Here is a 24,823-nt window from a genome sequence, read left to right as displayed (position 1 = left end):
CCACGCTCCGAACACGAGCTGCATACCCAACACCGGGTTACGTTAGGCTAATCTAACTATCTGCAAGTTGGAAGGAAGCTCGACGTGGATCGCAAACTCGGATGGATCAGGCAGTTCCACAAGCCAGAGTCACCCGATGCGCCATTACTACTGCTTTTTCCGCACGCAGGCGCTGGCGCTTCGGCATATCGCATGCTTTCGAAAGCCGCTTCAGCAAATTTCAATGTCGTGATATTCCAATATCCCGGGCGACAAGATCGCGCCGGTGAGCCCGCGCTGCCCACGCTTAACGATATTGCGTCGGGAGCGTTCGCCGAGTTCCGATCGTCCGAGCACAACCGCGGCCTTTCGATCCACACCTTTGGCCACAGCATGGGCGCGGTCGTCTCCTTCGAGTTCGTCCGGCTGGCGGAGGCCGCCGGACTGGACGTGCGTCAACTGACCGTCTCCTCGGCGGTGGCGCCGGCCAATATCGCCGGCAAGCCTGCCCTGCCGACCGACGATGACGCGGTACTGGCCCATATGGGCGCCCTCGATGGCACGAATTCCGCGGTCATGGGCAGTCTCGATGTCATGCGGATGGCGCTACCGGTCATGAAGGGCGACTACCGGGCCTTCAACGCATACGAGTGTGCCGACGGAGTTAGGGTTGCCGCGCGTATCCACTCGATCGGCGGGGACCAGGACCCCATGATCACCATGGCCGACCTCTACGGTTGGAGTAAGCACACCGATGAACTCGAAGTGACGTTGTTCGATGGCGGGCATTTCTTCCTGAACTCCCAGACCGAAGCCCTGGCCGAGCTACTGGCAGGGAACGCAGCCCGCACAATCTCGCCGCAACGATGAGCACCACCGACGCCGATCCTGTTGTCATCTCCGGGATGGCGATCGAGGCGCCCGGAGGAATCGACACCCCCGCAGCGTTCTGGCGCGCACTGGCCGACGGCCGCGAGCTCATCAGCCCATTCCCCCGTGATCGCGATTGGCCTATCGACGAACTGTTATCGCTGTCCAATCTCGACGGCTGGGGCCGTGTGTCCGATGCGGGTGGATTCCTTACCGATGCAGGCGCTTTCGACCCGACCTTCTATGGCATCACACAACGGGAGGCTGTCGCAATGGACCCGCAGCAGCGGGTGGCCATGCGCTCGGCATGGAAAGCTCTAGAAAACACCGGCCTCAACCCCGGCGCACTCGACGGCTCAGAGGCCGGTGTATTCATTGGCATCTCCCCCAATGAATACGGTCCTCCTGTCGGCGAAGTCAACGCCCATAGCGGCATGCGTGTCGTAGGTCGTGGACAACTCGGCGCCGCCGGCCGCATCTCGCACCAACTTGGACTTATCGGGCCATCCATGTGTATCGACTCCGCATGTGCCTCGTCGCTTGCCGCGCTGCACGTCGCCGCATCCGCCGTTCGAGCCGACGAATGCGAATGGGCCATCGCGGGTGGAGTCTGTGTCATGGGATCACCTGGGGGGTTCTACGAGTTCTCACGGATGCACGCACTGGACCCCGACGGGCACTGCCGCTCATACTCCGACGAGGCGAATGGCACCCTCTGGGGCGAGTGCGTCGGAATGGTTGTGCTGGAACGTGAATCGCGTGCACGCGCTCTAGGACATCGGGTGTACGGACGTATCATGGCGGTCCGCACCAACCATAACGGCGGCGGTAAACCCATTCTGGTGCCACGAGGACGCGCACAGGCCAAATTGGTGGCCGCGACCATCGCCGCCTCCGGTGTCGATCCCGCCGACATCGGGATGCTCGAAGGACACGGAACCGGCACCCGTGCGGGTGATCCGCTCGAGATCCTCGCGCTGCAAAGCACGTACGGAGCCGGCGGCTCCAACGCGCTTCTCGGATCCGCGAAATCCAATGCAGGGCACGCTCAATCCGCTGCGGGCATGATGGGCCTGATCAAGCTGCTCTTGTCTGGTCAGCATGGACATATCCCACCGACGCTGTTCGCGGACAACCCCACCACCAAGGTCGACTGGTCCATGACCGGGATCCGACTGTCCACGAAACTGCACCCTTGGGAGCCGAAGAACGGCCTCCGGTACGGCGCGGTCTCGTCCTTCGGAGCCGGGGGCGCCAATGCCCACGCCATCATCGCGATGCCCGCAGAGGGAGAGGACGGCGACGATGTCTAGCCATCGCCTACCTAACGGAGCCGTCCCCGTTCTGCTCTCTGCGGATACTCCGGAGGTACTGCGCAGGGAGGCCTCCGCGCTCCTCGCGTATGTGCTTGACCACCCGCAAATCGCCCCAGATCGCATCGCGGGCATGATCTTTCGGACCCGCATTGCACGCCGCTACCGTGCGCTGATCGTTGCCGAAGACCGCGACCGACTGGAAGCTGCTCTGCGGGCCGTGGTCGCCGGCACGGACCACGTCCACGTGGTCCGCAATGCCGAGCCCGCGTCCTCACGCCGACGCGGATTCGTGTTCCCCGGGCAGGGCGGGCAACGCCCGGGAATGGGGAAACTCTTCTACGACCGATTCCCCGATTTCCGCACAGAGGTCGACCGATGCGCGGAATTGTTCAACGCACAGTTCGGCCGTTCACCACTGAATTACCTTCTCGACGAACATCTCCCCGCAGATGACAGCGCAAGCACGGTTCAGCCAGCCCTTTTCACCCAAATGGCCGGCTTAGCCGCGCTGTGGCGTGCGGTGGGTGTGACCCCGCACGCCACCATCGGACATAGTCAGGGCGAGATCGCCGCGGCCTACGTCTCTGGCGTGATGTCCCTTGCCGATGCGGTAACCGTGGTGGGCACCCGAGCCAAGATCGCCGACGAGTTCCCCGCCGACGACTACACCATGGCAGTGATCGCCGCCGACCGCGATACTTGCGAGGAACTTCTTGCCCGGCAATCAGGTTGGGCCGAACTCTCGGTGATCAATTCCCCGTCGATGGTGGGAGTCTCCGGCCACCACGAGACCGTCCACCAGATCGTGGAACACCTCACCCAATCCGGTGTCTTCGCACGGACCATCGCGGTGCGATACCCGGCTCATACCAGCAAGATCGCGTCGATCGGCGCGGATATCCGCAGGGCACTTGTCGAGCGCCTCGGCGTCAGCGAGTTCGAGCCTTCCGAAATCGATTGCATCGGAGCGACACTCGGTACGCCGATTACAAGTGATACCCCGCTGGAGCAGTACTGGTTCTGGAACCTGCGCAACATTGTCCGCTTCGACCGTGCCATGGCGACTGCGGTGAGATCCCAGGTTGACACCTTCGTGGAGTTGGGCGAGCACCCCACGCTACAGCTGGCGATCCGCGAGAACCTCTCGACTCTAGGCTCCGAACGCGCCGCGTGCGTGGTGGGCACATCCACCCGGGCCGCAACGGATCTGGCCGACTTCACCGCCAACCTTGCGAACCTCGCCGTGCACGATCTCGACTACAACTGGGATGCGCTGCGCGCCGAGACATCCGAATCAGTTTCGCTACCGCTACGCGACTTCCCCAATGTCCAGAACAACGATGTTCCGCTCTGGTTGTCGTACCGTGGGGCGGGCGGTGGAGTGTCGGTACCCAAGCAGCCCACCACTACGGACGCCGGTCGCTCGGAACACGATGCGGACTCCCTCTCGCACCCACGACTGTTGCGCGAGGCCTGGACCAAGGTGACCAGGCGCTCGATGATGCCGCCACGAGCCTACGGATTCATTGATGCCACCGGTGAGGCCGGGGCACTCACCGCGGCACTCCGGGACTGCGCAGCGGATTTCGGTTCGTCAGCCCACATCATCGGCAACGCAGAGGTATCCGGTCCCGGAGACGCAGACACTGTGGTGATCGTGCTGCCCGCTGCGGGATATCTGGATGATCCCGGGGCGGCCGACGCGGTGGCTCAGTTCTTCGGCGACCGCACGTGGTGGCCAGAGCTGTCGAACTCTGTCACCGGTTGCTGGATTGTCACGGTCGGGGGCGAAGAGGTTGTCGCCACAGACGCATCGCCACATCCGGTGCACGCCGCGATCGCCGCCGGGTTCCGTTGCATGGGTGCCGAACACCCAGGAACTGTCTTTCGACACCTGGACCTCGCGCCCGATATCGCACACCCAGATAATGCCAGCACCATCTTGGCCGCGCTGCAATCTTCCGGAGAATCGGAGTTGGCGCTCCGGGCAGACGGCATGTACGCCAAGCGCATTCTGGATGCCGATCAGGACAGTGACCACGAAACCGCAACTGCAGTACCCGATCACGTCGTGATAACCGGCGGAACAGGAAAACTCGGTCAGGAATTCTGTGAGCACTATGCCCGGCTGGGTACCCGACAGATCACCCTGATCAGCCGTTCCGGCGAGACTGACACCGTGACCGGACGGCTCGACGCGATCCGCCGCAGCACCGGCGCGACGGTCCGTGTGCTGTCGTGTGATGTGACCGATGCCTCTGCTGTCGCCACGCTGGCCGAGGACCTACGTGAAGCCCCCGCGGACCTCATCATCCATGCCGCGGTGGACTATTCGGATCTCCCCTTCAGCGAGATTACGGTCGAGCGGTTCCAACAGGCGCTGCATGCGAAGGTCGCAGGGATCACGAACGTTCTCAACGCACTGCCCCGCACCGATTTCTGCCGCGTCGTCTTGTGCTCGTCCCTGGTGGCAACGATCGGCGGCAAGGGCCAGCTGATGTATGCGGCGGGCAATCGGATGCTGGACGTGCTCGCGACCCGTCAACGTGCTGCCGGACTGGATTGCGTGTCCGTGCAGTGGGGCCAGTGGACCACGCACCTCGATCTCGATGACACAGGCATCGCGAAACTGGCTGCGGCGGGAGTCCATCCCATGAGACCCGCCGATGCTCTCGCGGTCGGAATGGGGCTACACACTGGCAACACCCTTGTCGGGGCGTTCGATCTCACGCAGGCTCGTGAAGTACTGGGCGTCTTCGGATACGGTCCGCTGCTCTCCGAGCTCGTGGACATCAGCACGCCTGTAGCGTCCACCGAGATAACTCGGCCCGCGGCGGTGGCTCCCGAGAACCGACCCGGACATCTTGTGCAGTTACTCGCTGAGGTCATCGGAGCCGACCGTGCCGACTCCATCGACACCGCCATGCCCATGGTGGCGATGGGCCTGGATTCGTTGCAGGCGCTCGAATTTCGGCGACGCGTACAGGCTGAGCTCAATTTCGAGCTGCCAGTGCAAGATCTACTCGGCGGCGCCTCCGTGGACCATGTCATCGAGGCTCTCACCGCCCAGGTGCGGTAAGGATGCGCCGCACGGATTGTTCCGGACGAAGATCCAAGCGGCGCAGTAGCTGTGCGTTGAGCGCGACGACCACGGTGGATGCCGACATCAGAATGGCCCCAACGCTCATGGGAAGCACGAATCCGATCGGCGCGAGCACACCCGCCGCCAACGGAACCGAGATCAGGTTGTATCCGGCTGCCCACCAAAGGTTCTGCTTCATCTTTCGGTAGGCCGCTCGCGACAACTCGATGACCGAGAGCACCGAGCGCGGATCCGAGCTGCCCAGGATGACGCCGGCCGACGCGATCGCGACATCGGTCCCCGCTCCGATCGCGATACCCACATCGGCTTGCGCGAGCGCGGGGGCGTCGTTGACACCGTCACCGACCATCGCCACGGTGTGTCCTTCGGACTGCAACTGCGCCACCGCTGCCGCCTTGTCCTCCGGCCGCACCTCGGCGAACACCCGATCCACGCTGAGCTCAGCGGCCACCGTGTTGGCCACGGCATGTGCGTCACCGGTGATCATGACCACCGATACACCCAGCCTGTGCAGCGCCTCGACGGTGTCACGGGACTCCGGCCGGATGTCATCGGCCAAGCGCAGCGCGCCGGCGACCTGCCCGTCGGTCAGCACATGCAGAATGATCGCGCCTTCGGTACGCCATCTGTCGGCGATCGGCAGCTCTTGCGCACCATGCCTTTTCAGTAAAGCAGGGCCACCCACGGCGACCTGCACGCCCGCGACGTCCGCGGTGACCCCCAGGGCAGGCTCGGAGGAAAAGCCGCTCGCGGCAACGATCGGCAGTCCCCGTCTGCGAGCGGCCTCCACGATGGCGCGAGCCAGTGGATGCTCGCTGTCGGTCTCGGCCGCGGCCGCCAGCCCCAACACGGTGTCGGCATCGCGTCCGCCGGCAGGTTCGACACCCGTCACGGTGGGGGCACCCTTGGTCAGCGTTCCGGTCTTGTCGAACAGCACGACGTCCACGGTGCGCATCTGCTCCAGGGCCAGGCGGTCTTTCACCAATACCCCGCCCCGGGCCGCACGCTCGGTGGCGATGGAGACGACCAGAGGAATGGCCAGACCCAACGCATGCGGGCAGGCGATCACCAGCACCGTGATGACGCGGACCACTGCGGTGTCGGGCTCCCCCAGGATCGTCCAAGCCACGGCAGTCAGCGCGGCGGCACCCAGAGCGAACCAGAACAGCCATCCCGCAGCGGTATCGGCGATCCGTTGCGCGCGCGAGCTGGAGGCCTGCGCATCGGCGACCAGCCGCTGGATCCCGGCCAGCGTGGTGTCATCACCGACCGCGGTGACTTCCACGCGCAGACCCGAATCGGTGGCCACGGTTCCGGCAATCACCTGATCGCCGATCTGACGGCGCACCGGATGCGACTCCCCCGTCACCATCGATTCGTCCAGATGGGCACTGCCCTCGGTGATTCGGCCGTCGGCGGGCACCGAGCCACCCGGACGCACGACAACGATGTCACCGACCCGAAGATCGGCCGGCGCGACGGGCACCACCGCGTCCCCCTCGACGCGTTCGGCACTATCGGGCAGCAGTGCCGCCAGCGAGTCGAGCGCCGACGTAGTCTGCGCCAGCGACCGCATCTCGATCCAGTGCCCCAGCAGCATGATCACCACCAGCAGCGCCAGCTCCCACCAGAAATTGAGCTGGTGATCGATCAGGCCGAGACTGGCGCCCCACGATGCGACAAAGGCCACCGTGATCGCCAGGCCAATCAACAGCATCATTCCCGGCCTGCGTCCGCGCACCTCGGCGACCGCCCCGGTCAGGAAGGGCTTGCCGCCCCAGAAGTAAATGACGGTGCCGAGAACCGGCGATATCCACGGGATCCAGCCGGTGGTGGGCAGTTGGTAGCCGATCACCATCGCAAACATGTCGTTGAACGCGACCACCGGCACCGAGAGCCCCAACATGATCCAGAACAACCTGCGGAACTGCCCAACATGATCACCATGGCCGCCATGGTCATGATGCTGATGGCCGGTGTGATCCGCATGCTCCCCGGGTTGGCCATGATGCCCGTGATGTTCGTGCATGCTGCCGTGCGCAGCATGCTCGTCCGATTCGCATGTTGCGGCCGGCGCGTGAGACGACGGATGGTCAGGGTGATCCCTATGCGAACTCATGCCCAGATTAAATACCCCCAGGGGGTATAGGTCAAGGGGTCAGCACTGGATATCGACGTGATACACGCTGTACAGCCACACCCGCCTGGTGGGCCCGCACGAGATGTTCGGGTAGATGCGCGGGTTGCCGAAGACGTCGAGATCTTTGCGTACCCGCGTGGCCACACATTGCGACAGTGGCTTGTTGCCCGCCTTGGTGACAATGACCTTGTTGCCCTGAGCCTTGAGAGCATCGATGACTTGTTGGGCGTCGCCGAGCGCACCCGGACCGGCTTGGGCAGCCGGAGCCGCCAGTAACGCCGCCGCAAAGGCGGCCGCGATCAGTGTCGATGTGGGCAGTCGCCCGCAAAAAATGGTGTTCATGGCACAAGAACCTCTATGTGTAAGGCCGCACCGAGGAGGCACGGAGGTGACTGATGGCTGGCTGCAGGCCAGAGCTCGGATGCGTTACGCATGCGAAACCCGGCCCGGCCGGGATCAGCGCCGCAGTACGCAGAGGCGATGGATGAGGGTGCGACCGCTGACTGTTGTTGCGGCTTCGGTATGCGGGGGCGGACCCCGAGTCACCGGCGGACAGATCACAGAGGCCAACACGCAGACGGCGATCACGGCCGCGACCAACCACAGCAGACGCGCCGCGGCGGGCGTGGCCATCGCGGTAACGGCCTCGCCGACGACGGTGCATAGGAAGGCCTGAGCCTGCCCGATGTGATCATGCTGCCGGGCCGCGACATCGGTGAGCTGCTGAGAGGCCCCAGCCGCGACAGCATGGTGAAGCGAAGTGGCGGCAGCCTTCACGTCGCGGTGCATCGCCGAACACGGCAACACAAGCACGACAAGGACCGCCGCCATAACGACGCCCACCGCAGTGCGCAGCATCCGGGAACCGATCAGCATTGAACGTCGACGTACACGGTGCGGTATATCAGCTGAGTCCCTACCCCGTTGGCACGTTTCGCGCGGTTGGGGTTGGCGATGCGGGGCTGAGTCCACCAGTACTGGGACTCTCCTTCGCGCACCGATGTCACGGTGCACATCTGCAGCGGTTTGTTGCCCGTGCGCTGGACGACGACCTTGTCACCTTGGCGTTGCAACTGCGTGATGACCTGCAGCGCATCGGGTGACGCCGGACCGGCCGAGGCTGCCGCAGATGTGGAGACGGCCAGCCCCGCCACGAGGATTGCTGCCGCCAGGATGGACCGACAAGGAAAAATGTTGCGGTACATGATGTTCCCTAGCACTGCACGGTCACGTACATGACATGGGAGGCCAGCTGACGCTTGGCCGGGCCCTTGCGCTGCGGCACCTGGTCGTAAATGTGCCGCCCGACCCGTATCGAGGTTGCGGTGCATTGCGACAGCGGCTTGAGCGGCCCACTGCGGTTGATGATGACCTGATCTCCACGGAGTTTCAATGCGGCAATGAGGGCCTGGGCGTTACCCGGCGCCTGCGGCCCCGGTTGCGTCGGGCCCGCGGAAGCAGGCACTGCCAATGCGATGGCGGCGAACCCGGCCGCCAATGCCGATCCGCCGAGGCGACCGGCGACTGCGCGCGGCGCAGCCAAAGATGGTGTAGCCACGACAATCGTGTCCTTATCTGAAAAGTGTTGGAGTCATGCATGATTGGCGAAATGCAGCGCGCCACAGCCCGCGGGGCAATGGGCGTGCTTTCGGGCGCTAGCGGTGGCCGCCGGCGGGGATGCGGAAAGCGCTCAGCGCCGCATCACGCAAAAATGCAAGAGACGATCACTGCCGTCACTCAACAACAAATGGGGCTGCCCCCGCGGCGGACCGTGCGCTGTTGGGCGCCACATCGCGTACACCGCGAGTGCCACGAACGCCACGACCGTGAGCGCGATGGCCCATCCCGAAAACACGCCGGACACCGCCGCGATGACTGCGGGCAGCGGGCAACAGTCGTGATGGCCCTCGGCACCGGGCAGAGAGGCGAGCACATACGGCACCTCGGCGAGATGAACAGATGCGGCCGGCGTGCCCGTGGTTCCAGCGGCGGTGTCTCGCGCCGCGGGACACTTCAGCACCGGCACCAGCACGACCGCGATGATCAGCAGGGCCCGCAGCATCACCGATGCCATGCCGACGCCCGCGCGCAGCGCTGCGCGTTCGCCGCCGAGTGCCATCACTTCACGGTACACCTACACCCCATACCCGTAGCGGGTATAGGCGATCGCGTCAGGTCTCGCCGACGTCACCACGGGCGGCACGCTGCAGAGCGGCCACCTCGGCGTCCATGCGGGGCAGGATCTCGGGAATCATGCCCCGCATGGGCAGTTCGCCGAGCGGTGTCGACAACACCGGTTTGAGCCAACGGGTCACCCCCACCCAGCCGGGGCAGTTGATGCGCCGGCGCCGCTTTTCGATGCCCTTGACGAAGGCCTTACCGCACGCTTCGACGGACGTCACGGTTCTCAATGGCGGTGGCAGCCGGGTCAGCATCTCCGAGAACGCCGACAGGTTGGCCTTCTGGTCGTTCACCATCGAGGTGTCGATCCACGACATGTGTGCCGAACCCACGTCAACGCCTCGATGCGCCACCTCCAGACGCAACGCGTTCGCGAAGTGTTCGACGGCGGCCTTGGAGGCGTTGTACGCCGTGACCCCCGGTGCCGCCGCGTAGGCGGCCAGGGAAGACACGATGAGCACGTAGCCCTTGCGCTCAATCACCGAGGGCAATGCTGCGCGCACCGTGTGAAACACCCCGAGGATGTTGACATCGATCAGCTTCTTGAAGGCCGCCGGGTCCACCTGTAGCACCGAGCCGAACGTCAGCAGGCCCGCGTTCGCCAGCACCACATCGATGCCGCCGAATCGCTCAACCGCCTGGGCGACGGCCCCTTCCAGCGCCGCCAGATCGCACACGTCGGCGACCGCCACCAGCACCCGATCCCGGCCCAGATCGTCGGCAACGGCCGCAAGCTTTGTCTCGTCCAGATCGGTCAGCACAAGGTTGGCACCCTTGGCGTGCAATCTGTGTGCGACTTCCACACCGATGCCGCCGGCGCTGCCGGTGATCATGACCGTCTTGCCGGCAATGTTGTTCAGCGTTGAACCCATGGCCCGACGCTACAGCTGCACTCCCAGTAGGGCATCCACCGCATGACGTACGTGCGCACCCGCCGCGGCATCGTGCCCGCCGTAGGCCAGCGCATCGGTCACCCAGTTATCCAGTGCGGCAAGCGCTTTTGGCGTATCGAGATCATCGGCGAGATAGCGCCGCACCCGAGACACCACATCGCGGGCGCTCGGCGCGGCGGGCAGTGCCACCGCATGGCGCCAGCGGGCCAACCGGGCCTGCGCGTCGGAGAGCACGGCATCACTCCAGGACCGGTCGGCACGATAGTGTCCGGCCAACAGCCCGAGCCTGATCGCTGCCGGATCCACGCCGTCGGCCGTCAACACCGAAACCTTCACCAGGTTCCCCCGGCTCTTGGACATCTTGTGCCCGTCCCAGCCGATCATCCCGGCGTGCACATAGTGACGTGCGAAACGGCGTTGCGCCGTAACGGCTTCAGCGTGCGCGGCACTGTATTCGTGATGCGGGAAAATCAGGTCGCTACCGCCGCCCTGGATGTCGATACCGGCACCGAGCTCACGCAGCACGATCGCCGAGCACTCGACATGCCAGCCCGGTCGGCCCGATCCGAACGAGGCCTCCCAGCTCGGCTCTCCCGGCCGTGCCGCGCGCCAGAGCAGAGCATCGAGTTCGTTGGCCTTGCCGGGCCGGTCTGGATCTCCGCCACGTTCGGCGAACAGCCGCGACATGGTCTCGATGTCGTACCCCGACTCGTAGCCGAACTGCTCGGTGGCATCAACCCTGAAGTAGACGTCCGGATACTCGGGATCATCCACGACGTACGCGGCGCCCGAAGCCAGCATCTTCTCGACCAGTTCGATGATGCAGGCAATCGACTCGGTGGCGCGCACATACTCCCGTGGTGCCAGCACCCGCAGCGCGGTCATGTCGCCCCGGAACAAATCGGTTTCCCGGTCCCCCAGTTCGCGCCAATCGATGCCATCCCGGTCGGCACGTTCGAAGAGCGGGTCGTCGATATCGGTGACGTTTTGTACGTAATGCACATCCAGGCCCGCGTCGAGCCATTGCCGGTAGATCAGGTCGAACGTGAGATACGTTGCGGCGTGGCCCAGGTGGGTGGCGTCATAGGGCGTGATGCCACACACGTACATGGTCGCGCTGGAACCAGGACCGGACGACGGCGTCACCGGCCGCACCTGACGATCGGCGGTGTCGTACAGCCGCAGCTGCGGACCACGACCGTCGAGCTCAGGAACTGGCGGCGACGCCCACGACTGCATGCGCACAGCTTATTGGGCCGCCAGGTTGCCGCGGTGCGTGAGGTACTTGACCCCAGGTATATCGACTGGTCTACTTCCGGTAGACCGATCGGTTTTCCCGGTGCAGATCACCAGAAGCGCCACGCCATCACCCGAGGAGCCTCAATGCAGAAGGCAGCAGAAAAATGGGACGCGATCGTCATCGGGTCTGGTCTCGGTGGCATCTCTGCGGCCGCGCATCTCGCCGCGATCGGCCAGAAGGTGCTGGTCCTCGAGCAGTACGACGTTATCGGTGGCTCATCCCATGTGTTCCGGCGTAAACGTGAGTGGGAATGGGATGTGGGCGTGCACCACATGGGCGACTGCGGCCCGGACGGCATACTTCCTGCGTTATTCAAGAGTCTGGGCGGCGAAGGCCGTGTCGAATTTATCGAACTCGACCGCAAGGGCGTCGAGACGTACACGCTGCCGGGGCACACATTCACCACGCCGCGAGGATGGGACAACTACCTCGCCCGGCTGATCGATGCGTTTCCCGACGAGGAACGGAAGATCCGGCGGTTCGTCACGTTCGTTCGCCGCGCCGGCCGTGGACTAGACCGGGACCGCGGCCTGTCCAGTCTGGGCCGTACCGCAGCGGGGGTACTGCGCTCGGGTATCGCTGCCCCGCTGCTGGGCCTGCCCATGTCGCGCGTCTTCCGGCTCTTCGGATTCTCCCCGGCCCTGCGGATCGTCCTGTCCCCGCCGTTCGGCAGCGTCGACGCACCCCCCAGCAGACTCCCCTTCGCCGTTTACGCGGTATTCCAAACCATGTTCATCGAGGGCGGAACCTGGTACCCGAAGGGCGGAGGCCAAGTGCTCTCCGCACATCTGGCCGATGTCGTGCGGTCGGCGGGCGGCAAGGTGCTCACCAACGCATCGGTTTCCCGAATCATCATCGAGTCGGGCGCCGTCACCGGCGTACGCCTTGAGGACGGTCAACAATTCTCCGCGGCTGTCGTCGTCTCCAATGCCGATATCAAGAAGACGTACCGTGATCTTGTCGGGCACGAGCACGTGAAAAGTCGCACGGTGCGGCGCGTCGAGAAATACCGCATGGCCCTGCCGTTCTTCAACGTGTACATCGGTTCCAGCCTCAATCTCGCCGAGACGACGCCACCCCGGGACGCATTCGTTTTCCCGACACTGGTCGACTTCGACGAGTTGGAGCGCCGCATCAGTGCCCCGGGCCTGACGCCGCAGGAATGGCTGGACCTGATCGGCGACCTTGCCCCGGCATACATCCATTGCTCGAACCTGAAAGATCCTCACGGCACCCGCTATGCGCCGCCCGGGCACTCCTCGATCGAGATCATGCTGCCGTTGCCGTACAACCCACGGCTGTGGCATATCGAACCAGGATCGGAGTCTTCATATCGCCGCGTCCCCGAGTACCAGCAGATGAAGGAAGACCTCACCGACATCCTCATCAAACGGGCCGCCACCGTGTTCCCCGGTTTCGAAGACTCGATCGTCTGCCGCGAGGCCAGCACACCGCTGACCCAAGAGCGCTACACCCGATCCTCGGAGGGCTCCGCCTACGGAATCGAATTCAACACACGGCAGTTCGGTCCGCTACGGCCCGGTGTTCGCACCGAGATCGAGGGACTGTTCCTCGTGGGCTCAAGCACCTCGTGGGGCCCCGGCACAGAGGCGGCACTACTCAGCGGGCGGTGGGCGGCCAGCGCGATCACGGGACGTGACCTACAGCGCGAAGTACGCGGCGGAGCACGATTTGTGAATCCCAGTGATCTGACACCAATCGAAACTGGTTGGGATGCACTCGAATTCAGTAAAGCAGTCGCAACGCACAATCGCCCGCTGAGCGCCGCGGTAGTGGAGTGATTCGATGACCCACTCGACAGCCCGCACCAACGGGCCTAAAACCCCTCAGCGCCAACGCACTCGCACACTTGAGTGGGTCATGCTCGCGCTGGCCATCATCAGTTTCGTGGGGCTCAACGCCTCTGCCATCGGATTCTGCATCCAGCATGGTCCCGATGCGAAGCTCTTCTTCACATCCTGGTTCGCCAACTGGCCTTCCTCACAGCTTTTCGGCGATATCGGCGTGGTGCTGGTGGCGTTCTGGGTCTGGGCGATCGCCGACCACCGGCGCACCCGAACCCCTTACTGGTGGCTGTTGTTCCCGGTATCAATTCTCGTAGGAATCGGCTGCGGGATACCTCTCTACCTTTGGTTACGCGAGCGCCAGCTCCGCCTCGACGACAGCGTGGCGCCCAGCGGTTAGGCGCGCCCGGCGACCGCGTCCAGCAGCAACGGCGCCAAATCGGGCCTGCACATGATGAGATCCGGCAGATACGGATGTGGCTCGTTGTACCGCAGCGCAGACCCGTCGAGCCGGGAGGCGTGCAGACCGGCCGCCAGCACCACCCCGGCCGGCGCCGCCGAGTCCCATTCCCATTGACCGCCACCGTGCAGATAGGCATCGGCTTCGCCGCGTACCACCGCCATGGCCTTGGCCCCGGCCGACCCCATCGGAATGAGCTCCATGTTGAGCCGTGCGGCCATATCGGTGAGGAACTTCGGCGCCCGGCTGGCACTGACGACCACCCGGATCGGATCCGAGTCAGCGCGCGCCGAAAGGGTCACCCGGGTCTCGTCAGTGCGGAACACGGTATCCAGTCCGGGCAGCGCCACCGCGGCGTCGGTGATCGACCCTCCGTGATCGTCGGCCTGCCACAGCGCGACATGCACCGCCCAGTCGTCGCGGCCCTCGATCCCGAACTCGCGGGTCCCGTCGAGCGGGTCGATGATCCAGACCCGCTGTGCGCCGAGGCGGGTCTTGTCGTCGACAGCCTCCTCCGAGAGCACCGAGTCTGCGGGCCGTTCGGCCGCCAACCGCTCCAACAGCAGCGCGTTGGCACGCTTGTCGCCAGCCGCCCCCAGACCCTTCGGGTCGTCGAACCCAAGCTCGGCACGCACCTGCAAAAGCAGCTGTCCGGCTTCGTGGGCGAGTTCTGCGGCAAGCGCGGCATCGGAAAGAGTCACCCGGTCAGTATTACCCGATCCGGATTTGTCTGACCTCCTCGGCATACTCACGCGCATGCCTGCCGCTATGCAGTATGGAATCGTCCTGACGACGGGAGACGCCGGCGATGTCGCAGAGCTGGCCGTGCTGGCCGAGGAAGCGGGCTGGGACGCGATCTTCGGCTGGGAGCCGGTGTGGGGTGTCGACGCGTGGGTGGCATTGACCGCGGCGGCTATGCGCACCACCCGCATCAAGCTCGGCACCATGCTCACTCCACTGCCGCGCCGCAAGCCGTGGGATCTGGCGTCCACCACAGCGACGCTGGACCGGTTATCCGGAGGCCGCGTCATCCTGTCGGTGGGAATGGGTGCGCTGCATGACAATTGGCTGGCCTTCGAGCGCGATCAGGGCCGCAAGACCCGCGCCGAACTGCTGGACGAGGGCCTCGACGTCCTGTTCGGTCTATGGGCAGGCCAACCGTTCGGTTACGAGGGCAGGCACTACCGGGTGACACCGACGACGCACATGGTCCCCGATCCCCCGGTCCAAGTGCCCCGAATCACGACCTGGTGCGTGGGTGTGAACGGGGCTCTCAGGTCCATGTCCCGCGCTGCCCGCTGTGACGGGCTGTTGCCGAACATCACCACCGCCGATGGACAGTTCGACTTCAATCCGCCGTTGGCCAGCTGGCTGGATTCGGCACGCGAGATTCACTCGCTACGAGGCGAATTGGGGCGCACCGGCCCATATGACGTGGTGTACGAGACCACCACCGATTGGAAGGATCTCGACGCCACCCGAGAGAAGATCGAGACCCTGCACGACGGCGGCTACACGTGGTACCTGGACTCGGACTGGCACACCGAACACAACGATCCACTGGCCGCGCTGCGGGCACGCGTCAAGAACGGGCCCCCGCGCTAGACGTCAGTGCTTGACGTCGGGACATAAGGTCTTCGGAGCGATATCGACGATCGACGCCACTTCCCACCGAGGTTGGATGCCCGGAAACACTGTGGCGGCGGCGATCGCGTCCTCCTTCGAGGACCCCGCTCTCAACGCATCACAGGCGCGATATCCACTGGCAAGGTATCGAGCGGAAGCACCACCGAAAATCGCAGTGCCCGGCGTGGTGTCATTCAACATCTGCAGAAACTCGACCTCGCCATCAGCACGTGCGGGCGCGGCAAAGCCGACCGCTCCAACAAGTGAAGCAGCAAGAATTCCGGCAGCCCAAAACCGGCGAAAGTTTGTGATCATGATGTCCCCTCTGATGAGAAGACGATCCTATGATCTCGTTCGCCCTGGTGGAGTGCATTTTTCCTTAAGTCGATCGATCCCAGATTTCAAGATCACGGGGCGAATTCACTCGTACAGATCGCCATCGGCGGATCAGGGAACGCGAAGGAATGCACGACGCCGGGCTTGCCCTTGCATTGCGAGGACTCCTTCGTTCCGGGAATCACGAACAACACCATGAACGCCTTCGGCGCCTGGCAGGAATCCGCAGCGACGAACACAGTGCTTCCCATCACCACAGCCGTCTGATAACAGGAGCCGATACGCAGTTGCGGCGCAATGCAATACGAGAAATTACCGGCCGTGAACCCGGTATATGTCTGCCTGCACTTGCCGCCGGGGACGACCTCGATGACACGCCAGGCCGCCTTGGGATCCGTACAGGCAACCGCCTTGTAGTCCGACGGCGCGGCCAACGCGATGCAGTCGCCGACCACCGCGACCTGCCCCGGAGCCTTGGGCGCGCCCGTCGGCGCAGGGAGCGGCACAGGCATCTGGGGCGGCGCCATCGGCGTACGGGGCGGCTGCGCGGTCGGAGTCTGATAGGTGGGTTCACCACCTGCCGTGGGTGATTCGGGGTTCGCATAGGACACCGTGGTGCTCGGCGCACTGACCGACTGACGCGGAGCACTGTCCCGGTTGAGAATCACGACCAGCACCACTGCGAGCACCACGACGACCGCCCCCGCGATCGAGGCAATCAGAATCCACGGTCTGGACTTCTTCTGCGATCCGAAGGGATCTTGCCCCGGGAGCCCGGGATACATCGGGGGAACCGCGTAGTTCTGCGGTACCCCGTCATAGAGGCGACGGATCGAATCGTCCGGGTAATCCGCCGGGGCATAACCGTACGGAGCCGTCGGCGGCGGAGCCTGCCAGTACCCCTGAGTCGAGCCCTCCGGCGCACCCCACTCCCCGGCCGGTCCCTGCTGATACGGGTCGCGCGGTCCCGTCACGTCAGCGCCCCCTTGTGCCTGTCCCTTCACGGAACATCATGCTTGCCGACCAGGCTAGACGATCGACAATCAAAAGGCGGGCCACGGTATGGGTCTGTTGCGATCGGGCATCGGCATCACCGGTTCATTCAGCATCATCACCGCGCGTAGGCGTACCGCGGTCACCTCGGCCGTGGTGATGTGGGTCGCGAGCGCGGCCCCCAGATCGCCGCGCAACGACTCCTCCAGCCGAGTCACATCGTCAAGCAACTCCGGCTCCACGGGCTTGCCCGCCCAACCCCACAGAACGGTCCGCAGCTTGTCCTCGCCGTGCAGACAGATCCCATGATCGACCCCGTAGACACCACCATCGGCACCTCGCAGAATGTGGCCGCCCTTGCGATCGGCGTTGTTCACCAAGGTGTCGAACACGGCCATCCGGCGCAGCAAGGCGTCATCAGCGTGCACCAGCACGATCTCGGCGCCATCGGCGTCCAGTGCACGCAGGATCGGCAAGTAGTCCTGCGGCACCGCCTGCGGCAGACAGATATCGACCAGATCGAGCGCCCCCTCGGCCAGCTCCGGCTCGTGGATCCATCGCTGTACCATGCCGACGCCCGCCGGACCATCTCGAAGAACCGTATACGGCACCACATTCCAGCCCAACGCGGCCGATATCAGGTACGTCGCCACCTCGCGACCAGCCAGGGTGCCGTCCGGGAAATCCCAGAGCGGCCGCTCACCCCGCACCGGTTTGTACACACAGTGCACGCTGTCACCCGACGTGCCCGGCACCTCGCACAGAAAGGTGGCATTGCTCGCCGAGCGAATGCGGCCGATGACGGTGAGTTCGCCATCGCAGATCGCGGCGTGATCCTCGGGACTAGCGCTGGGCCCCGCATCGTCAGGACTCGGCGTCATCTGCCGCCCCGGGCACCGTCCCCCGGCGATAGCCGTTGGTGCGGACGCAGATATGCCCGGCCGGGTCGAGCGGTTCCTCACACAGCGGACACGGTGGGCGGCCCGCGGAAACCACTCTGGTGGAGCGTGTCGCGAATTGGCGCGCCGCTTCCAGCGAGAGGAACACCCGAACGGCATCCGGACCGTCCTCGGAATCGTCGAGCACCACGGAGGCGTCGAATTCCTGCTCGCTCACCGCGAGCAGCTCGACAACCACCGAGTTGGCCTCGGCATCCCAGCCCAACCCCATCGTGCCGACCCGGAACTCCGCGTCCACGGGCATCACCAACGGGTTGAGATCCTCGACCACATCGGGCTCGGGCGGGATCTCCGTCCCGAACCGGCGATGAACCTCCGACAGCAGCGTTCCGATGCGCTCGGCCAGCACCGACACCTGCTGCTTCTCCAGCATCACGCTGACGATCCGGCTCTCGTGGACGGCCTGTAGATAAAACGTGCGATTCCCGGGCTCCCCAACCGTTCCGGCAACGAAACGGTCCGGGCTGCGGAATACATGAATCGATCGGGGCATGGTGTCTCCAAAACTACCGGTCGATGAACCCCTCGTGCGAAGGGTTCTAATCGGTTGTGCCGCCCACCGGGGCATCGGACGCCGCTCCGCCGGGCTTCGCGGGCGGCCCGGCGCTCAGGGCGCTGGACAGGTCGGGGCCGGTGTGGTTCATGTGCACGACAAAAGGCCGCAGCTCGGTGTAACGCACGACGCTCATCGACGCGGGATCGGCCACGATGCGCTGGAACGCATCCAGGTGGGTGCCGAGCGCATCGGCCAGCACCGACTTGATGACATCTCCGTGAGTGCATGCCACCCAGACGCAGTCACCGCCATGCTCCTCCGATAGCCGGCGGTCGTGCTCACGGACAGCTGCCACCGCCCGTGCCTGAACCTGGGCCAGCCCCTCGCCGCCCGGGAACCGCGCGGCGCTGGGCTGCTGCTGGACGACCTTCCACAAGGGTTCGGACAACAGCTCCTTGATCTCGCGGCCGGTCCAGTCGCCGTAATCCACCTCCACCAGCCGATCCTCGACCGTTGGCGTCAGATTCAGTGCCGCCGCCAGCGGCGCCACGGTCTGCTCGCACCGCAGCAGCGGTGAGGTGATGATCGCCTGAACCGTCACGGCGCCCAGTCGGTCGACCACGCCGCGCGCCTGGACCTGACCCTTCTCGTCGAGCTCGACCCCTGGGCTGCGGCCCGCGAGAGTGTGCGCGACGTTCGAGGTGGAACGCCCGTGGCGTAAGAGAATGACCGTCACGATGCGCTCACCACCCCGGCGGCCAGCAGACCCATCACGGTGAGGCCCACCACCACGCGATATCCGACGAACCAGTACATGCTGTGGTTACTGATGAAGCGCAGCAACCAGGCGACTGCCGCGTAACCGATGACAAACGCGATCAGGGTGGCGACCAGTAACTGCAGGCCCGTCGCACTCATGCCCTCGGTCACCGGATGGAAGGCGTCCGGTAGCGAGAACAGCCCGGAGGCCAGCACCGCAGGTATCGCCAGCAAGAATCCGAATCGAGCGGAGGCCGGCCTGTCCAGCCCGAGGAACAGCCCCGCACTGATCGTGGCGCCCGACCGGGAGACGCCGGGTATGAGCGCCAATGCCTGTGCGCTGCCGACGATCACGGCGTCTTTCATGGTCAATTGCTCGGTGTGGCGCACCTGACGCCCATAGTATTCGGCGGCGGCGATGACCAGCGCGAAGACGATGAGCGAAGCCGAGATAAGCCACAAATTCCTTGCACCGGAACGAATTTGATCCTTGAACGCCAGGCCCAGCACTCCGATGGGCATGGTGCCGACGATCACGTACCAGCCCATCCAGTAGTCAAAGGTTCTGTGCGCCTTGACGAACAGTCCGTCAAACCAGGCACGAAGGATGCGCCAGATATCTTTGGCAAAATAGAGCAAAACCGCCGCCTCGGTACCCAACTGGGTCACCGCGGTGAAGGACGCACCCGCATCGTCACTGAAAAACACTCGCGACACGATGGCCAGATGGCCCGACGATGAGATCGGCAGAAATTCGGTGAGTCCCTGGACCACCGCGAGCACGATCACTTGCAACCAGGACATTGCCGCCACTGCCGAATCCACGACAGCGACCGTACTGGACGCGCCGGCGAATCGCCCTAGCCGGCCAGCAGCCGGGCGAGGCGGCTGATGCTCAATGGCTGCGCGTCAGCGACCAGATCACGCACCGCCGCGATGATGCTGCGTTCATCGGTGACATCGATATCGGTGATCGGACGGGTTCCCACTGCCACCACATCACTGTCATCGGGAACCAGCTCGGTAAGGAAGGCCCGGTAGATTTCGACACGCAGCAACGAATCCTCGATGCGGAAAGCGAAGCTACGACCATCGCCCACCTCACCAAATCCATTCGCGTGCACGCCCGTCACGAGGACCTCGACGGTGAAGACCGGACTGTCGGCAAGCGTCATAGCCCTCACGATAGCCCCCAGCTACCGACTGCTAGCACCGAACGCGCCGAGAAAGTCATCTCCTGGCCGGCAACCCCAGGTCGATTGCGATGATGGACGCAATGAATCATCTACCGGGCCGCGCCATGCGCGGTATAAGGGGCACTGTCGCCGCGCTAACGGCCGTCATCACGGTGGTCACGGGTGCCGTATCGGGCTGCTCATCTGGCGATGATGCCGGCAATCCCGCCGATCCAGCCGTCATCACCCCGGCCTCCGCAGCACAGTCACCCCCCGTTGGCACGGCACCGGCCGGAACGGTGCACCGATTCACCGGCCGATCCCGCGCCGTGTTGTTCGACACGTCGACCAACACGGTGTCAGTTCTGACCGAAGACGGCCGGACAGTGACCTTGTTCACTCGAGACAACCTCGATGCACCCCGTCACACGGTCGCGCTGCCCTCGCCGGCAACCGCCGCCGTTGGCGATGACCACGGCACGCTGTACCTGGCCACCGCGGGCGGCTACTTCACCGTCAACATCGCCTCGGGACGCGTGGACAAGATCGACATCCCGGGCGACGGAGCGACCGAGTTCTCGGCCATCACCCGTCGTCCCGACGGCCGGATCGTGCTGGGCAGCACCAACGGCTCGGTCTACACCCTCGATGCCCAGAACCGGGTGGCCGCTCGCGCAAAGGGCTTCGCCCATATCGATTCCCTTGCCTACCAAGGCAACACCGTCGCCGTGCTAGACCGCGCGCAGAGCTCGGTAACCACCCTGACCCAAGCCGGGGACGGCACCGCGCATGCCCTCCGGGCAGGCGAGGGGGCGACAACAATGCTCGCCGACGACAAGGGGCGTCTGTTGGTGGCCGATACCCGCGGCGGCGCTCTGCTGGTGTTCGGGCTCGCCGATTCGCTCATCCTGCGCCAGCGCTACCCGGTTCCCGGCGCCCCCTACGGGCTGACCTACTCCCCCAAGCTCATCTGGGTGTCGCAGACGGCGTCCAACACGGTTATTGGCTACGATTTATCTACCGGCATCCCCGAGGAAAGGGCCCGATTCGCGACTGTGCGGCAACCTAATTCACTGGTCAGCGACGGATCCACGCTGTTTGTGGCATCCGGCGCGGGCGACGGGTTACAGGCGATCGATATCAGGAACGCGGCATGAGCCGCGCCGCGCGCAGCAGCTTTCCCTCGGGCTGGGAGAGTGAACCCGATGACGAGTACGACTACTACCCCCTGCGGCTGCCTCCGGAAATCACCAGGATCACCGCATCGCTCCGGCTCTCGATTCAGGCCGAGTTCGGCGGCTGGGAGCTGACCCGGGTGCGGCTCTATACCGACGGAAGTCGTCGAGTCCTATTGCGCCGCAAGAAGATACGCGACAACGTGGTTGGCGGACCGTTCACGGCCCCGGTGATGTGATGCTGTACTCCATCCTGTTGCGGCTGTTTTTCGTGGTGCCGCCCGAACGTGTACATACCCTGGTGTTCGCAGCGTTGCGTGCCGCGGCGGCCTTCGCTCCGACGCGCCGGCTGATGAACCGGCTGTGCGCGCCGTCCGATCCCATCCTCGCCAGCGAGGTGTTCGGGGTCCACTTCCCCGCCCCCTTGGGTTTGGCCGCGGGATTCGACAAGGACGGAGAGGGTCTCAAGGTGTGGGGTCCGCTCGGCTTCGGTTATGCCGAGGTGGGCACGGTGACCGCGATCGCCCAACCGGGCAATCCGAAGCCCCGGCTGTTCCGGCTCACCGCCGACCGTGGCCTGCTCAATCGGATGGGCTTCAACAACCACGGTGCGGCGGCACTCGCGCCCCGGTTGGCGACGCGAAAGGCCTCGGTGCCCATCGGCGCCAACATCGGCAAGTCGAAGATCGTGGAGGCCGCCTTCGCATCCTCGGACTACCGGGTCAGCGCACGATTGGTGGGGCCCGCCGCAGACTTCCTGGTGGTCAACGTGAGCTCCCCCAACACCCCTGGGCTACGCGACCTGCAAGCCATCGGCGAGCTGCGCAAGATCCTTTCGGCGGTGCTGGAGGAGACCACCACCCCGGTGCTCGTGAAGATCGCCCCCGATCTCTCCGATGCCGATATCGACGAGATCGCAGATTTGGCAGCGGAACTGGGCCTGGCCGGGATCGTCGCCACCAACACCACCATCAGCCGCGCAGGCTTGAAGACGCCGGGCGTCGAAGGCCTGGGCGCCGGCGGCGTTTCCGGGCCACCGGTAGCCAACCGATCCCTCGAAGTGCTGCGACGGCTACACCGGCGAGTGGGAGACCGTCTGGTGCTGATCAGCGTCGGCGGCATCGAGGATGCCGACGACGCCTGGGCACGGATCACCGCCGGGGCCTCGCTGCTGCAGGGTTACACCGGTTTCATCTACCGGGGTGGCTTCTACGCCAAGCGGATTCACGACGGGATCGCCCAACACCTGCGCGACGGCGGGTTCGGGAGCCTGCACGAGGCGGTTGGCTCCGCCTCCTAGCCGCACCCCGCGAAGCAGCTAGTGCTGCTCGTAGGTGCCGTGAATGACGGCGCGGGCGATCGCATGCCCAAACAGGTTGAATCCCAGATACGCCGGGGTGGCACTGTCCGGCAGCTCCAGCTTCGGCACGCCCACGGCATGCACGGCGATGTAATACCGGTGCGGTCCATGACCGGCGGGCGGTGCCGCGCCGATGTACCGCTTGAGGCTCGCGTCATTGGCCAACGTGATCGCATCCCCGGGCAAGTCGCTTCCGTTGCCCACGCCTGCGGGCAGCTGCGTCGTCGTGGCGGGCAAGTTCGCCACCGCCCAGTGCCAAAAGCCCGATCCGGTGGGGGCGTCGGGGTCGTACACCGTGACGGCGAAACTCTGTGTTTCCTCGGGGAATCCGGACCAGCTCAGCTCGGGCGAGACGTCCTGCCCCCCAGCGCCCATGATTCCACTCACCTGCTCGATGCCGAGTGGCTGTCCATCGGTGACGCTGGCAGATGTCAGGGTAAAGGTCGGCAGCTGCGGCAAGGAGTCGTACGGAGAGGCCATCTGGGCGTCCTTTCAGTCGGTCGTGATCAGTGGTTGAGCAGGAAGTGCTGGAGAACCTTGGTACCGAAAGTCAATGCGTCGACCGGCACGCGCTCGTCGACGCCATGGAACAACGAAGCGAAATCCAGTTCGGGCGGCAGCTTCAGCGGCGCGAAACCGAAGCATCGAATACCCAAACGGGCGAATGCCTTTGCATCGGTGCCGCCGGAAAGCATGTACGGCACGGTGCGGGCCTCAGGATCGAATTCGAGCACCGCGGCATTCATCGCATCGACAAGGTCGCCGTCGAACGTCGTCTCATAGGCGGGTAGTAACTGCACCCATTCGCGTTCGACGTCGGGCCCGATGATCTCGTCGACCTCACGCTCGAAGGCCTCCAGCCGTCCGGGCAGCACCCGGCAATCGATGACCGCCTCGGCGGTCGCCGGAATGACATTCGCCTTGTAGCCGGCCTTGAGCATGGTCGGGTTGGCGGTATCACGCAGGGTCGCGCCAACAATCTTGCCGATCGAGCCCAGCTTGGCGACGGTGCCCTCCAGATCCGGTGAGTCCGGGTCGAAGTCGTAACCGGTCTCCTCGGCGACCGCGGCAAGGAACTGCGTGACCGCTTCGGTCAGCACGAGCGGGAACCGGTGCCGACCAAGCTTGGCGACGGCTTCGGCGACCGCCGTAACGGCGTTGTCCTCATGCACCATGGAGCCGTGGCCGGCCCGCGCCTTGGCGGTCAACCGCATCCACGCGATGCCCTTCTCCGCCGTCTCCAGCAGGTACAGGCGCCGCTCACCACCTTCCTTGCGTGGCACGGTGAGCGAGAAGCCGCCCACCTCTCCGATGGCCTCGGTGACACCCTCGAACAGGTCGGGGCGGTTGTCGACGAGCCACTGAGAGCCCCACTTGCCACCGTTCTCCTCATCCGAGACGAAGGCCCAGACGAGATCGCGCGGTGGGACCGTCCCGGATCGTTTGAAATCGCGGGCGATGGCCACCATCATGCCGACCATGTCCTTCATGTCGACGGCGCCGCGTCCCCACACGTAGCCGTCGGTGACCGCCCCGGAGAAAGGGTGCACGCTCCAGTCGGCGGCCTCGGCGGGAACCACGTCCAGATGACCGTGGATGAGTAGAGCCCCCCGATCAGGGCTCGCTCCGGCCAGCCGCGCGAAGAGGTTTCCGCGGCCAGGCGCGCCCGCCTCGACGTACTCACAGGTGTATCCGACCTCTTCCAGCTGCTGCTGGATCCACCGGGCGCATTCGGCCTCGCCCTTGGTGGTCTCCAGCTCTCCGGTGTTAGAGGTGTCGAAACGGATCAGCGTGCTGACCAGTTCGACGACCTCATCCTCGGGCGCCGGTTTCACAGAAGTCACAACTACCTTTCCTACCATCGTCGGACGCTGCACACCGGGCGTAGGCAACCGGT

At 64.9% G+C, this 24,823-nt stretch carries 27 protein-coding genes; 9 read left to right on the top strand and 18 right to left on the bottom strand.

Going from position 1 to position 24,823, the window contains the following annotated elements:
* Window positions 1-84 precede the first annotated feature (84 nt).
* Genes RHO23_RS05770 through nbtC form a run of 3 tightly spaced genes read left to right on the top strand, consistent with a single transcriptional unit; the run spans window position 85 to window position 5,244 of the window.
* Entirely contained in the window at window positions 85-849 is a 765-nt protein-coding gene (locus RHO23_RS05770) for a thioesterase II family protein (RefSeq protein ID WP_064408601.1), read from the top strand.
* Complete coding sequence (locus tag RHO23_RS05765; RefSeq protein WP_064408600.1) at window positions 846-2,162, top strand: polyketide synthase; 1,317 nt, start codon at window positions 846-848, stop codon at window positions 2,160-2,162. Before RHO23_RS05770 ends, RHO23_RS05765 begins: the two co-directional genes overlap by 4 nt.
* A complete protein-coding gene (gene nbtC, locus RHO23_RS05760) occupies window positions 2,155-5,244 on the top strand; it encodes a nocobactin polyketide synthase NbtC (protein ID WP_423488787.1) in 3,090 nt (1,029 codons plus the stop codon). The genes RHO23_RS05765 and nbtC overlap by 8 nt, the downstream gene beginning before the upstream one ends.
* Here the strand turns inward: nbtC and RHO23_RS05755 are convergent.
* The 8 genes from RHO23_RS05755 to mshC form a co-directional block, all read right to left on the bottom strand.
* Entirely contained in the window at window positions 5,225-7,174 is a 1,950-nt protein-coding gene (locus tag RHO23_RS05755; protein WP_423489177.1) for a heavy metal translocating P-type ATPase, read from the bottom strand. The two genes, nbtC and RHO23_RS05755, sit on opposite strands and share 20 nt — an antisense overlap.
* A 252-nt stretch (window positions 7,175-7,426) precedes the next feature.
* Complete coding sequence (locus tag RHO23_RS05750; RefSeq protein ID WP_423488786.1) at window positions 7,427-7,750, bottom strand: hypothetical protein; 324 nt, start codon at window positions 7,748-7,750, stop codon at window positions 7,427-7,429.
* A 114-nt stretch (window positions 7,751-7,864) separates the two neighbouring features.
* A complete protein-coding gene (locus RHO23_RS05745; RefSeq protein ID WP_423488785.1) occupies window positions 7,865-8,284 on the bottom strand; it encodes a hypothetical protein in 420 nt (139 codons plus the stop codon).
* A complete protein-coding gene (locus RHO23_RS05740) occupies window positions 8,278-8,613 on the bottom strand; it encodes a hypothetical protein (RefSeq protein WP_423488784.1) in 336 nt (111 codons plus the stop codon). Before RHO23_RS05740 ends, RHO23_RS05745 begins: the two co-directional genes overlap by 7 nt.
* 8 nt (window positions 8,614-8,621) lie before the next feature.
* Window positions 8,622-8,972, bottom strand: a complete 351-nt coding sequence (locus RHO23_RS05735; RefSeq protein WP_423489176.1) for a hypothetical protein — start codon at window positions 8,970-8,972, stop codon at window positions 8,622-8,624.
* Window positions 8,973-9,098: 126 nt separating this feature from the next.
* Window positions 9,099-9,527 carry a hypothetical protein gene (locus tag RHO23_RS05730; protein WP_423488783.1) on the bottom strand — a complete coding sequence of 143 codons (429 nt, stop codon included), beginning with the start codon at window positions 9,525-9,527 and terminating at the stop codon, window positions 9,099-9,101.
* Between the two features lie 52 nt (window positions 9,528-9,579).
* A complete protein-coding gene (locus RHO23_RS05725) occupies window positions 9,580-10,461 on the bottom strand; it encodes an SDR family oxidoreductase (protein WP_423488782.1) in 882 nt (293 codons plus the stop codon).
* Between the two features lie 9 nt (window positions 10,462-10,470).
* Window positions 10,471-11,721, bottom strand: a complete 1,251-nt coding sequence (mshC, locus tag RHO23_RS05720) for a cysteine--1-D-myo-inosityl 2-amino-2-deoxy-alpha-D-glucopyranoside ligase (RefSeq protein ID WP_030095549.1) — start codon at window positions 11,719-11,721, stop codon at window positions 10,471-10,473.
* 144 nt (window positions 11,722-11,865) lie between these two features.
* Between mshC and RHO23_RS05715 the strand changes: the two genes are divergently transcribed.
* Together RHO23_RS05715 and RHO23_RS05710 are read left to right on the top strand one after the other, a co-directional pair.
* Window positions 11,866-13,584 carry a phytoene desaturase family protein gene (locus RHO23_RS05715; RefSeq protein ID WP_423488781.1) on the top strand — a complete coding sequence of 573 codons (1,719 nt, stop codon included), beginning with the start codon at window positions 11,866-11,868 and terminating at the stop codon, window positions 13,582-13,584.
* 4 nt (window positions 13,585-13,588) lie between these two features.
* Complete coding sequence (locus RHO23_RS05710; protein ID WP_081346239.1) at window positions 13,589-13,987, top strand: DUF2834 domain-containing protein; 399 nt, start codon at window positions 13,589-13,591, stop codon at window positions 13,985-13,987.
* Here RHO23_RS05710 and RHO23_RS05705 read toward each other — a convergent pair.
* Entirely contained in the window at window positions 13,984-14,748 is a 765-nt protein-coding gene (locus RHO23_RS05705; protein WP_064408588.1) for a 3'(2'),5'-bisphosphate nucleotidase CysQ, read from the bottom strand. The genes RHO23_RS05710 and RHO23_RS05705 overlap by 4 nt on opposite strands.
* Window positions 14,749-14,815: 67 nt before the next feature.
* Here RHO23_RS05705 and RHO23_RS05700 point away from each other — a divergent pair, with 67 nt between their 5' ends.
* A complete protein-coding gene (locus RHO23_RS05700) occupies window positions 14,816-15,652 on the top strand; it encodes an LLM class flavin-dependent oxidoreductase (protein WP_423489175.1) in 837 nt (278 codons plus the stop codon).
* A 3-nt stretch (window positions 15,653-15,655) separates the two neighbouring features.
* Here RHO23_RS05700 and RHO23_RS05695 read toward each other — a convergent pair whose 3' ends face one another.
* From RHO23_RS05695 to RHO23_RS05665, 7 genes are all read right to left on the bottom strand, one after another.
* Window positions 15,656-15,988: a DUF732 domain-containing protein gene (locus tag RHO23_RS05695; RefSeq protein WP_046253444.1), complete on the bottom strand. Its 333-nt coding sequence runs from the start codon at window positions 15,986-15,988 to the stop codon at window positions 15,656-15,658.
* A gap of 92 nt (window positions 15,989-16,080) precedes the next feature.
* Window positions 16,081-16,983, bottom strand: a complete 903-nt coding sequence (locus RHO23_RS05690; RefSeq protein ID WP_423488780.1) for an LppU/SCO3897 family protein — start codon at window positions 16,981-16,983, stop codon at window positions 16,081-16,083.
* 69 nt (window positions 16,984-17,052) lie between these two features.
* Entirely contained in the window at window positions 17,053-17,883 is an 831-nt protein-coding gene (locus tag RHO23_RS05685; protein WP_057964691.1) for an SCO1664 family protein, read from the bottom strand.
* Window positions 17,867-18,454, bottom strand: a complete 588-nt coding sequence (locus tag RHO23_RS05680) for a DUF3090 domain-containing protein (RefSeq protein WP_057964690.1) — start codon at window positions 18,452-18,454, stop codon at window positions 17,867-17,869. The genes RHO23_RS05685 and RHO23_RS05680 overlap by 17 nt, the downstream gene beginning before the upstream one ends.
* A gap of 46 nt (window positions 18,455-18,500) precedes the next feature.
* Window positions 18,501-19,193, bottom strand: a complete 693-nt coding sequence (locus RHO23_RS05675; protein ID WP_057964689.1) for a histidine phosphatase family protein — start codon at window positions 19,191-19,193, stop codon at window positions 18,501-18,503.
* Window positions 19,190-20,020, bottom strand: a complete 831-nt coding sequence (locus RHO23_RS05670) for an undecaprenyl-diphosphate phosphatase (RefSeq protein ID WP_030095539.1) — start codon at window positions 20,018-20,020, stop codon at window positions 19,190-19,192. The genes RHO23_RS05675 and RHO23_RS05670 overlap by 4 nt, the downstream gene beginning before the upstream one ends.
* A gap of 56 nt (window positions 20,021-20,076) precedes the next feature.
* Window positions 20,077-20,391 carry a hypothetical protein gene (locus RHO23_RS05665; RefSeq protein WP_057964688.1) on the bottom strand — a complete coding sequence of 105 codons (315 nt, stop codon included), beginning with the start codon at window positions 20,389-20,391 and terminating at the stop codon, window positions 20,077-20,079.
* Between the two features lie 89 nt (window positions 20,392-20,480).
* On the opposite strand from RHO23_RS05665, the gene RHO23_RS05660 reads away from it, so the two are divergent.
* Genes RHO23_RS05660 through RHO23_RS05650 form a run of 3 tightly spaced genes read left to right on the top strand, consistent with a single transcriptional unit; the run spans window position 20,481 to window position 22,866 of the window.
* Window positions 20,481-21,548, top strand: coding sequence for a hypothetical protein (locus RHO23_RS05660; protein WP_057964687.1), 1,068 nt, complete (start codon window positions 20,481-20,483; stop codon window positions 21,546-21,548).
* Window positions 21,545-21,805, top strand: a complete 261-nt coding sequence (locus RHO23_RS05655) for a DUF5703 family protein (protein WP_057964686.1) — start codon at window positions 21,545-21,547, stop codon at window positions 21,803-21,805. The genes RHO23_RS05660 and RHO23_RS05655 overlap by 4 nt, the downstream gene beginning before the upstream one ends.
* Window positions 21,805-22,866, top strand: coding sequence for a quinone-dependent dihydroorotate dehydrogenase (locus tag RHO23_RS05650; RefSeq protein ID WP_423488779.1), 1,062 nt, complete (start codon window positions 21,805-21,807; stop codon window positions 22,864-22,866). The genes RHO23_RS05655 and RHO23_RS05650 overlap by 1 nt, the downstream gene beginning before the upstream one ends.
* An 18-nt stretch (window positions 22,867-22,884) precedes the next feature.
* On the opposite strand, the gene RHO23_RS05645 is transcribed toward RHO23_RS05650, so the two are convergent.
* Window positions 22,885-23,406 (bottom strand): YbhB/YbcL family Raf kinase inhibitor-like protein, encoded by a 522-nt coding sequence (locus RHO23_RS05645; RefSeq protein ID WP_064408583.1) that lies wholly within the window; start codon window positions 23,404-23,406, stop codon window positions 22,885-22,887.
* Window positions 23,407-23,432: 26 nt separating this feature from the next.
* Window positions 23,433-24,761, bottom strand: coding sequence for a M20/M25/M40 family metallo-hydrolase (locus tag RHO23_RS05640; RefSeq protein WP_030095533.1), 1,329 nt, complete (start codon window positions 24,759-24,761; stop codon window positions 23,433-23,435).
* Window positions 24,762-24,823: the final 62 nt, after the last annotated feature.

Source organism: Mycobacteroides sp. PCS013, assembly GCF_049532645.1.
GTDB lineage: Bacteria > Actinomycetota > Actinomycetes > Mycobacteriales > Mycobacteriaceae > Mycobacterium > Mycobacterium gwanakae.
This window is presented reverse-complemented; position numbering and strand designations above follow the sequence as displayed.

Excerpts from the sequence above, each read along its gene's own strand:
- RHO23_RS05765 (WP_064408600.1), top strand. The coding sequence starts at position 846 with ATGAGCACCACCGACGCCGATCCTGTTGTCATCTCCGGGATGGCGATC.
- nbtC (WP_423488787.1), top strand. The coding sequence starts at position 2,155 with ATGTCTAGCCATCGCCTACCTAACGGAGCCGTCCCCGTTCTGCTCTCT.
- RHO23_RS05755 (WP_423489177.1), bottom strand. The coding sequence starts at position 7,174 with ATGTTGGGGCTCTCGGTGCCGGTGGTCGCGTTCAACGACATGTTTGCG.
- RHO23_RS05750 (WP_423488786.1), bottom strand. The coding sequence starts at position 7,750 with ATGAACACCATTTTTTGCGGGCGACTGCCCACATCGACACTGATCGCG.
- RHO23_RS05745 (WP_423488785.1), bottom strand. The coding sequence starts at position 8,284 with ATGCTGATCGGTTCCCGGATGCTGCGCACTGCGGTGGGCGTCGTTATG.
- RHO23_RS05740 (WP_423488784.1), bottom strand. The coding sequence starts at position 8,613 with ATGTACCGCAACATTTTTCCTTGTCGGTCCATCCTGGCGGCAGCAATC.
- RHO23_RS05730 (WP_423488783.1), bottom strand. The coding sequence starts at position 9,527 with ATGGCACTCGGCGGCGAACGCGCAGCGCTGCGCGCGGGCGTCGGCATG.
- RHO23_RS05725 (WP_423488782.1), bottom strand. The coding sequence starts at position 10,461 with ATGGGTTCAACGCTGAACAACATTGCCGGCAAGACGGTCATGATCACC.
- mshC (WP_030095549.1), bottom strand. The coding sequence starts at position 11,721 with ATGCAGTCGTGGGCGTCGCCGCCAGTTCCTGAGCTCGACGGTCGTGGT.
- RHO23_RS05715 (WP_423488781.1), top strand. The coding sequence starts at position 11,866 with ATGCAGAAGGCAGCAGAAAAATGGGACGCGATCGTCATCGGGTCTGGT.
- RHO23_RS05710 (WP_081346239.1), top strand. The coding sequence starts at position 13,589 with ATGACCCACTCGACAGCCCGCACCAACGGGCCTAAAACCCCTCAGCGC.
- RHO23_RS05700 (WP_423489175.1), top strand. The coding sequence starts at position 14,816 with ATGCAGTATGGAATCGTCCTGACGACGGGAGACGCCGGCGATGTCGCA.
- RHO23_RS05695 (WP_046253444.1), bottom strand. The coding sequence starts at position 15,988 with ATGATCACAAACTTTCGCCGGTTTTGGGCTGCCGGAATTCTTGCTGCT.
- RHO23_RS05685 (WP_057964691.1), bottom strand. The coding sequence starts at position 17,883 with ATGACGCCGAGTCCTGACGATGCGGGGCCCAGCGCTAGTCCCGAGGAT.
- RHO23_RS05680 (WP_057964690.1), bottom strand. The coding sequence starts at position 18,454 with ATGCCCCGATCGATTCATGTATTCCGCAGCCCGGACCGTTTCGTTGCC.
- RHO23_RS05670 (WP_030095539.1), bottom strand. The coding sequence starts at position 20,020 with ATGTCCTGGTTGCAAGTGATCGTGCTCGCGGTGGTCCAGGGACTCACC.
- RHO23_RS05665 (WP_057964688.1), bottom strand. The coding sequence starts at position 20,391 with ATGACGCTTGCCGACAGTCCGGTCTTCACCGTCGAGGTCCTCGTGACG.
- RHO23_RS05660 (WP_057964687.1), top strand. The coding sequence starts at position 20,481 with ATGATGGACGCAATGAATCATCTACCGGGCCGCGCCATGCGCGGTATA.
- RHO23_RS05655 (WP_057964686.1), top strand. The coding sequence starts at position 21,545 with ATGAGCCGCGCCGCGCGCAGCAGCTTTCCCTCGGGCTGGGAGAGTGAA.
- RHO23_RS05650 (WP_423488779.1), top strand. The coding sequence starts at position 21,805 with ATGCTGTACTCCATCCTGTTGCGGCTGTTTTTCGTGGTGCCGCCCGAA.
- RHO23_RS05645 (WP_064408583.1), bottom strand. The coding sequence starts at position 23,406 with ATGGCCTCTCCGTACGACTCCTTGCCGCAGCTGCCGACCTTTACCCTG.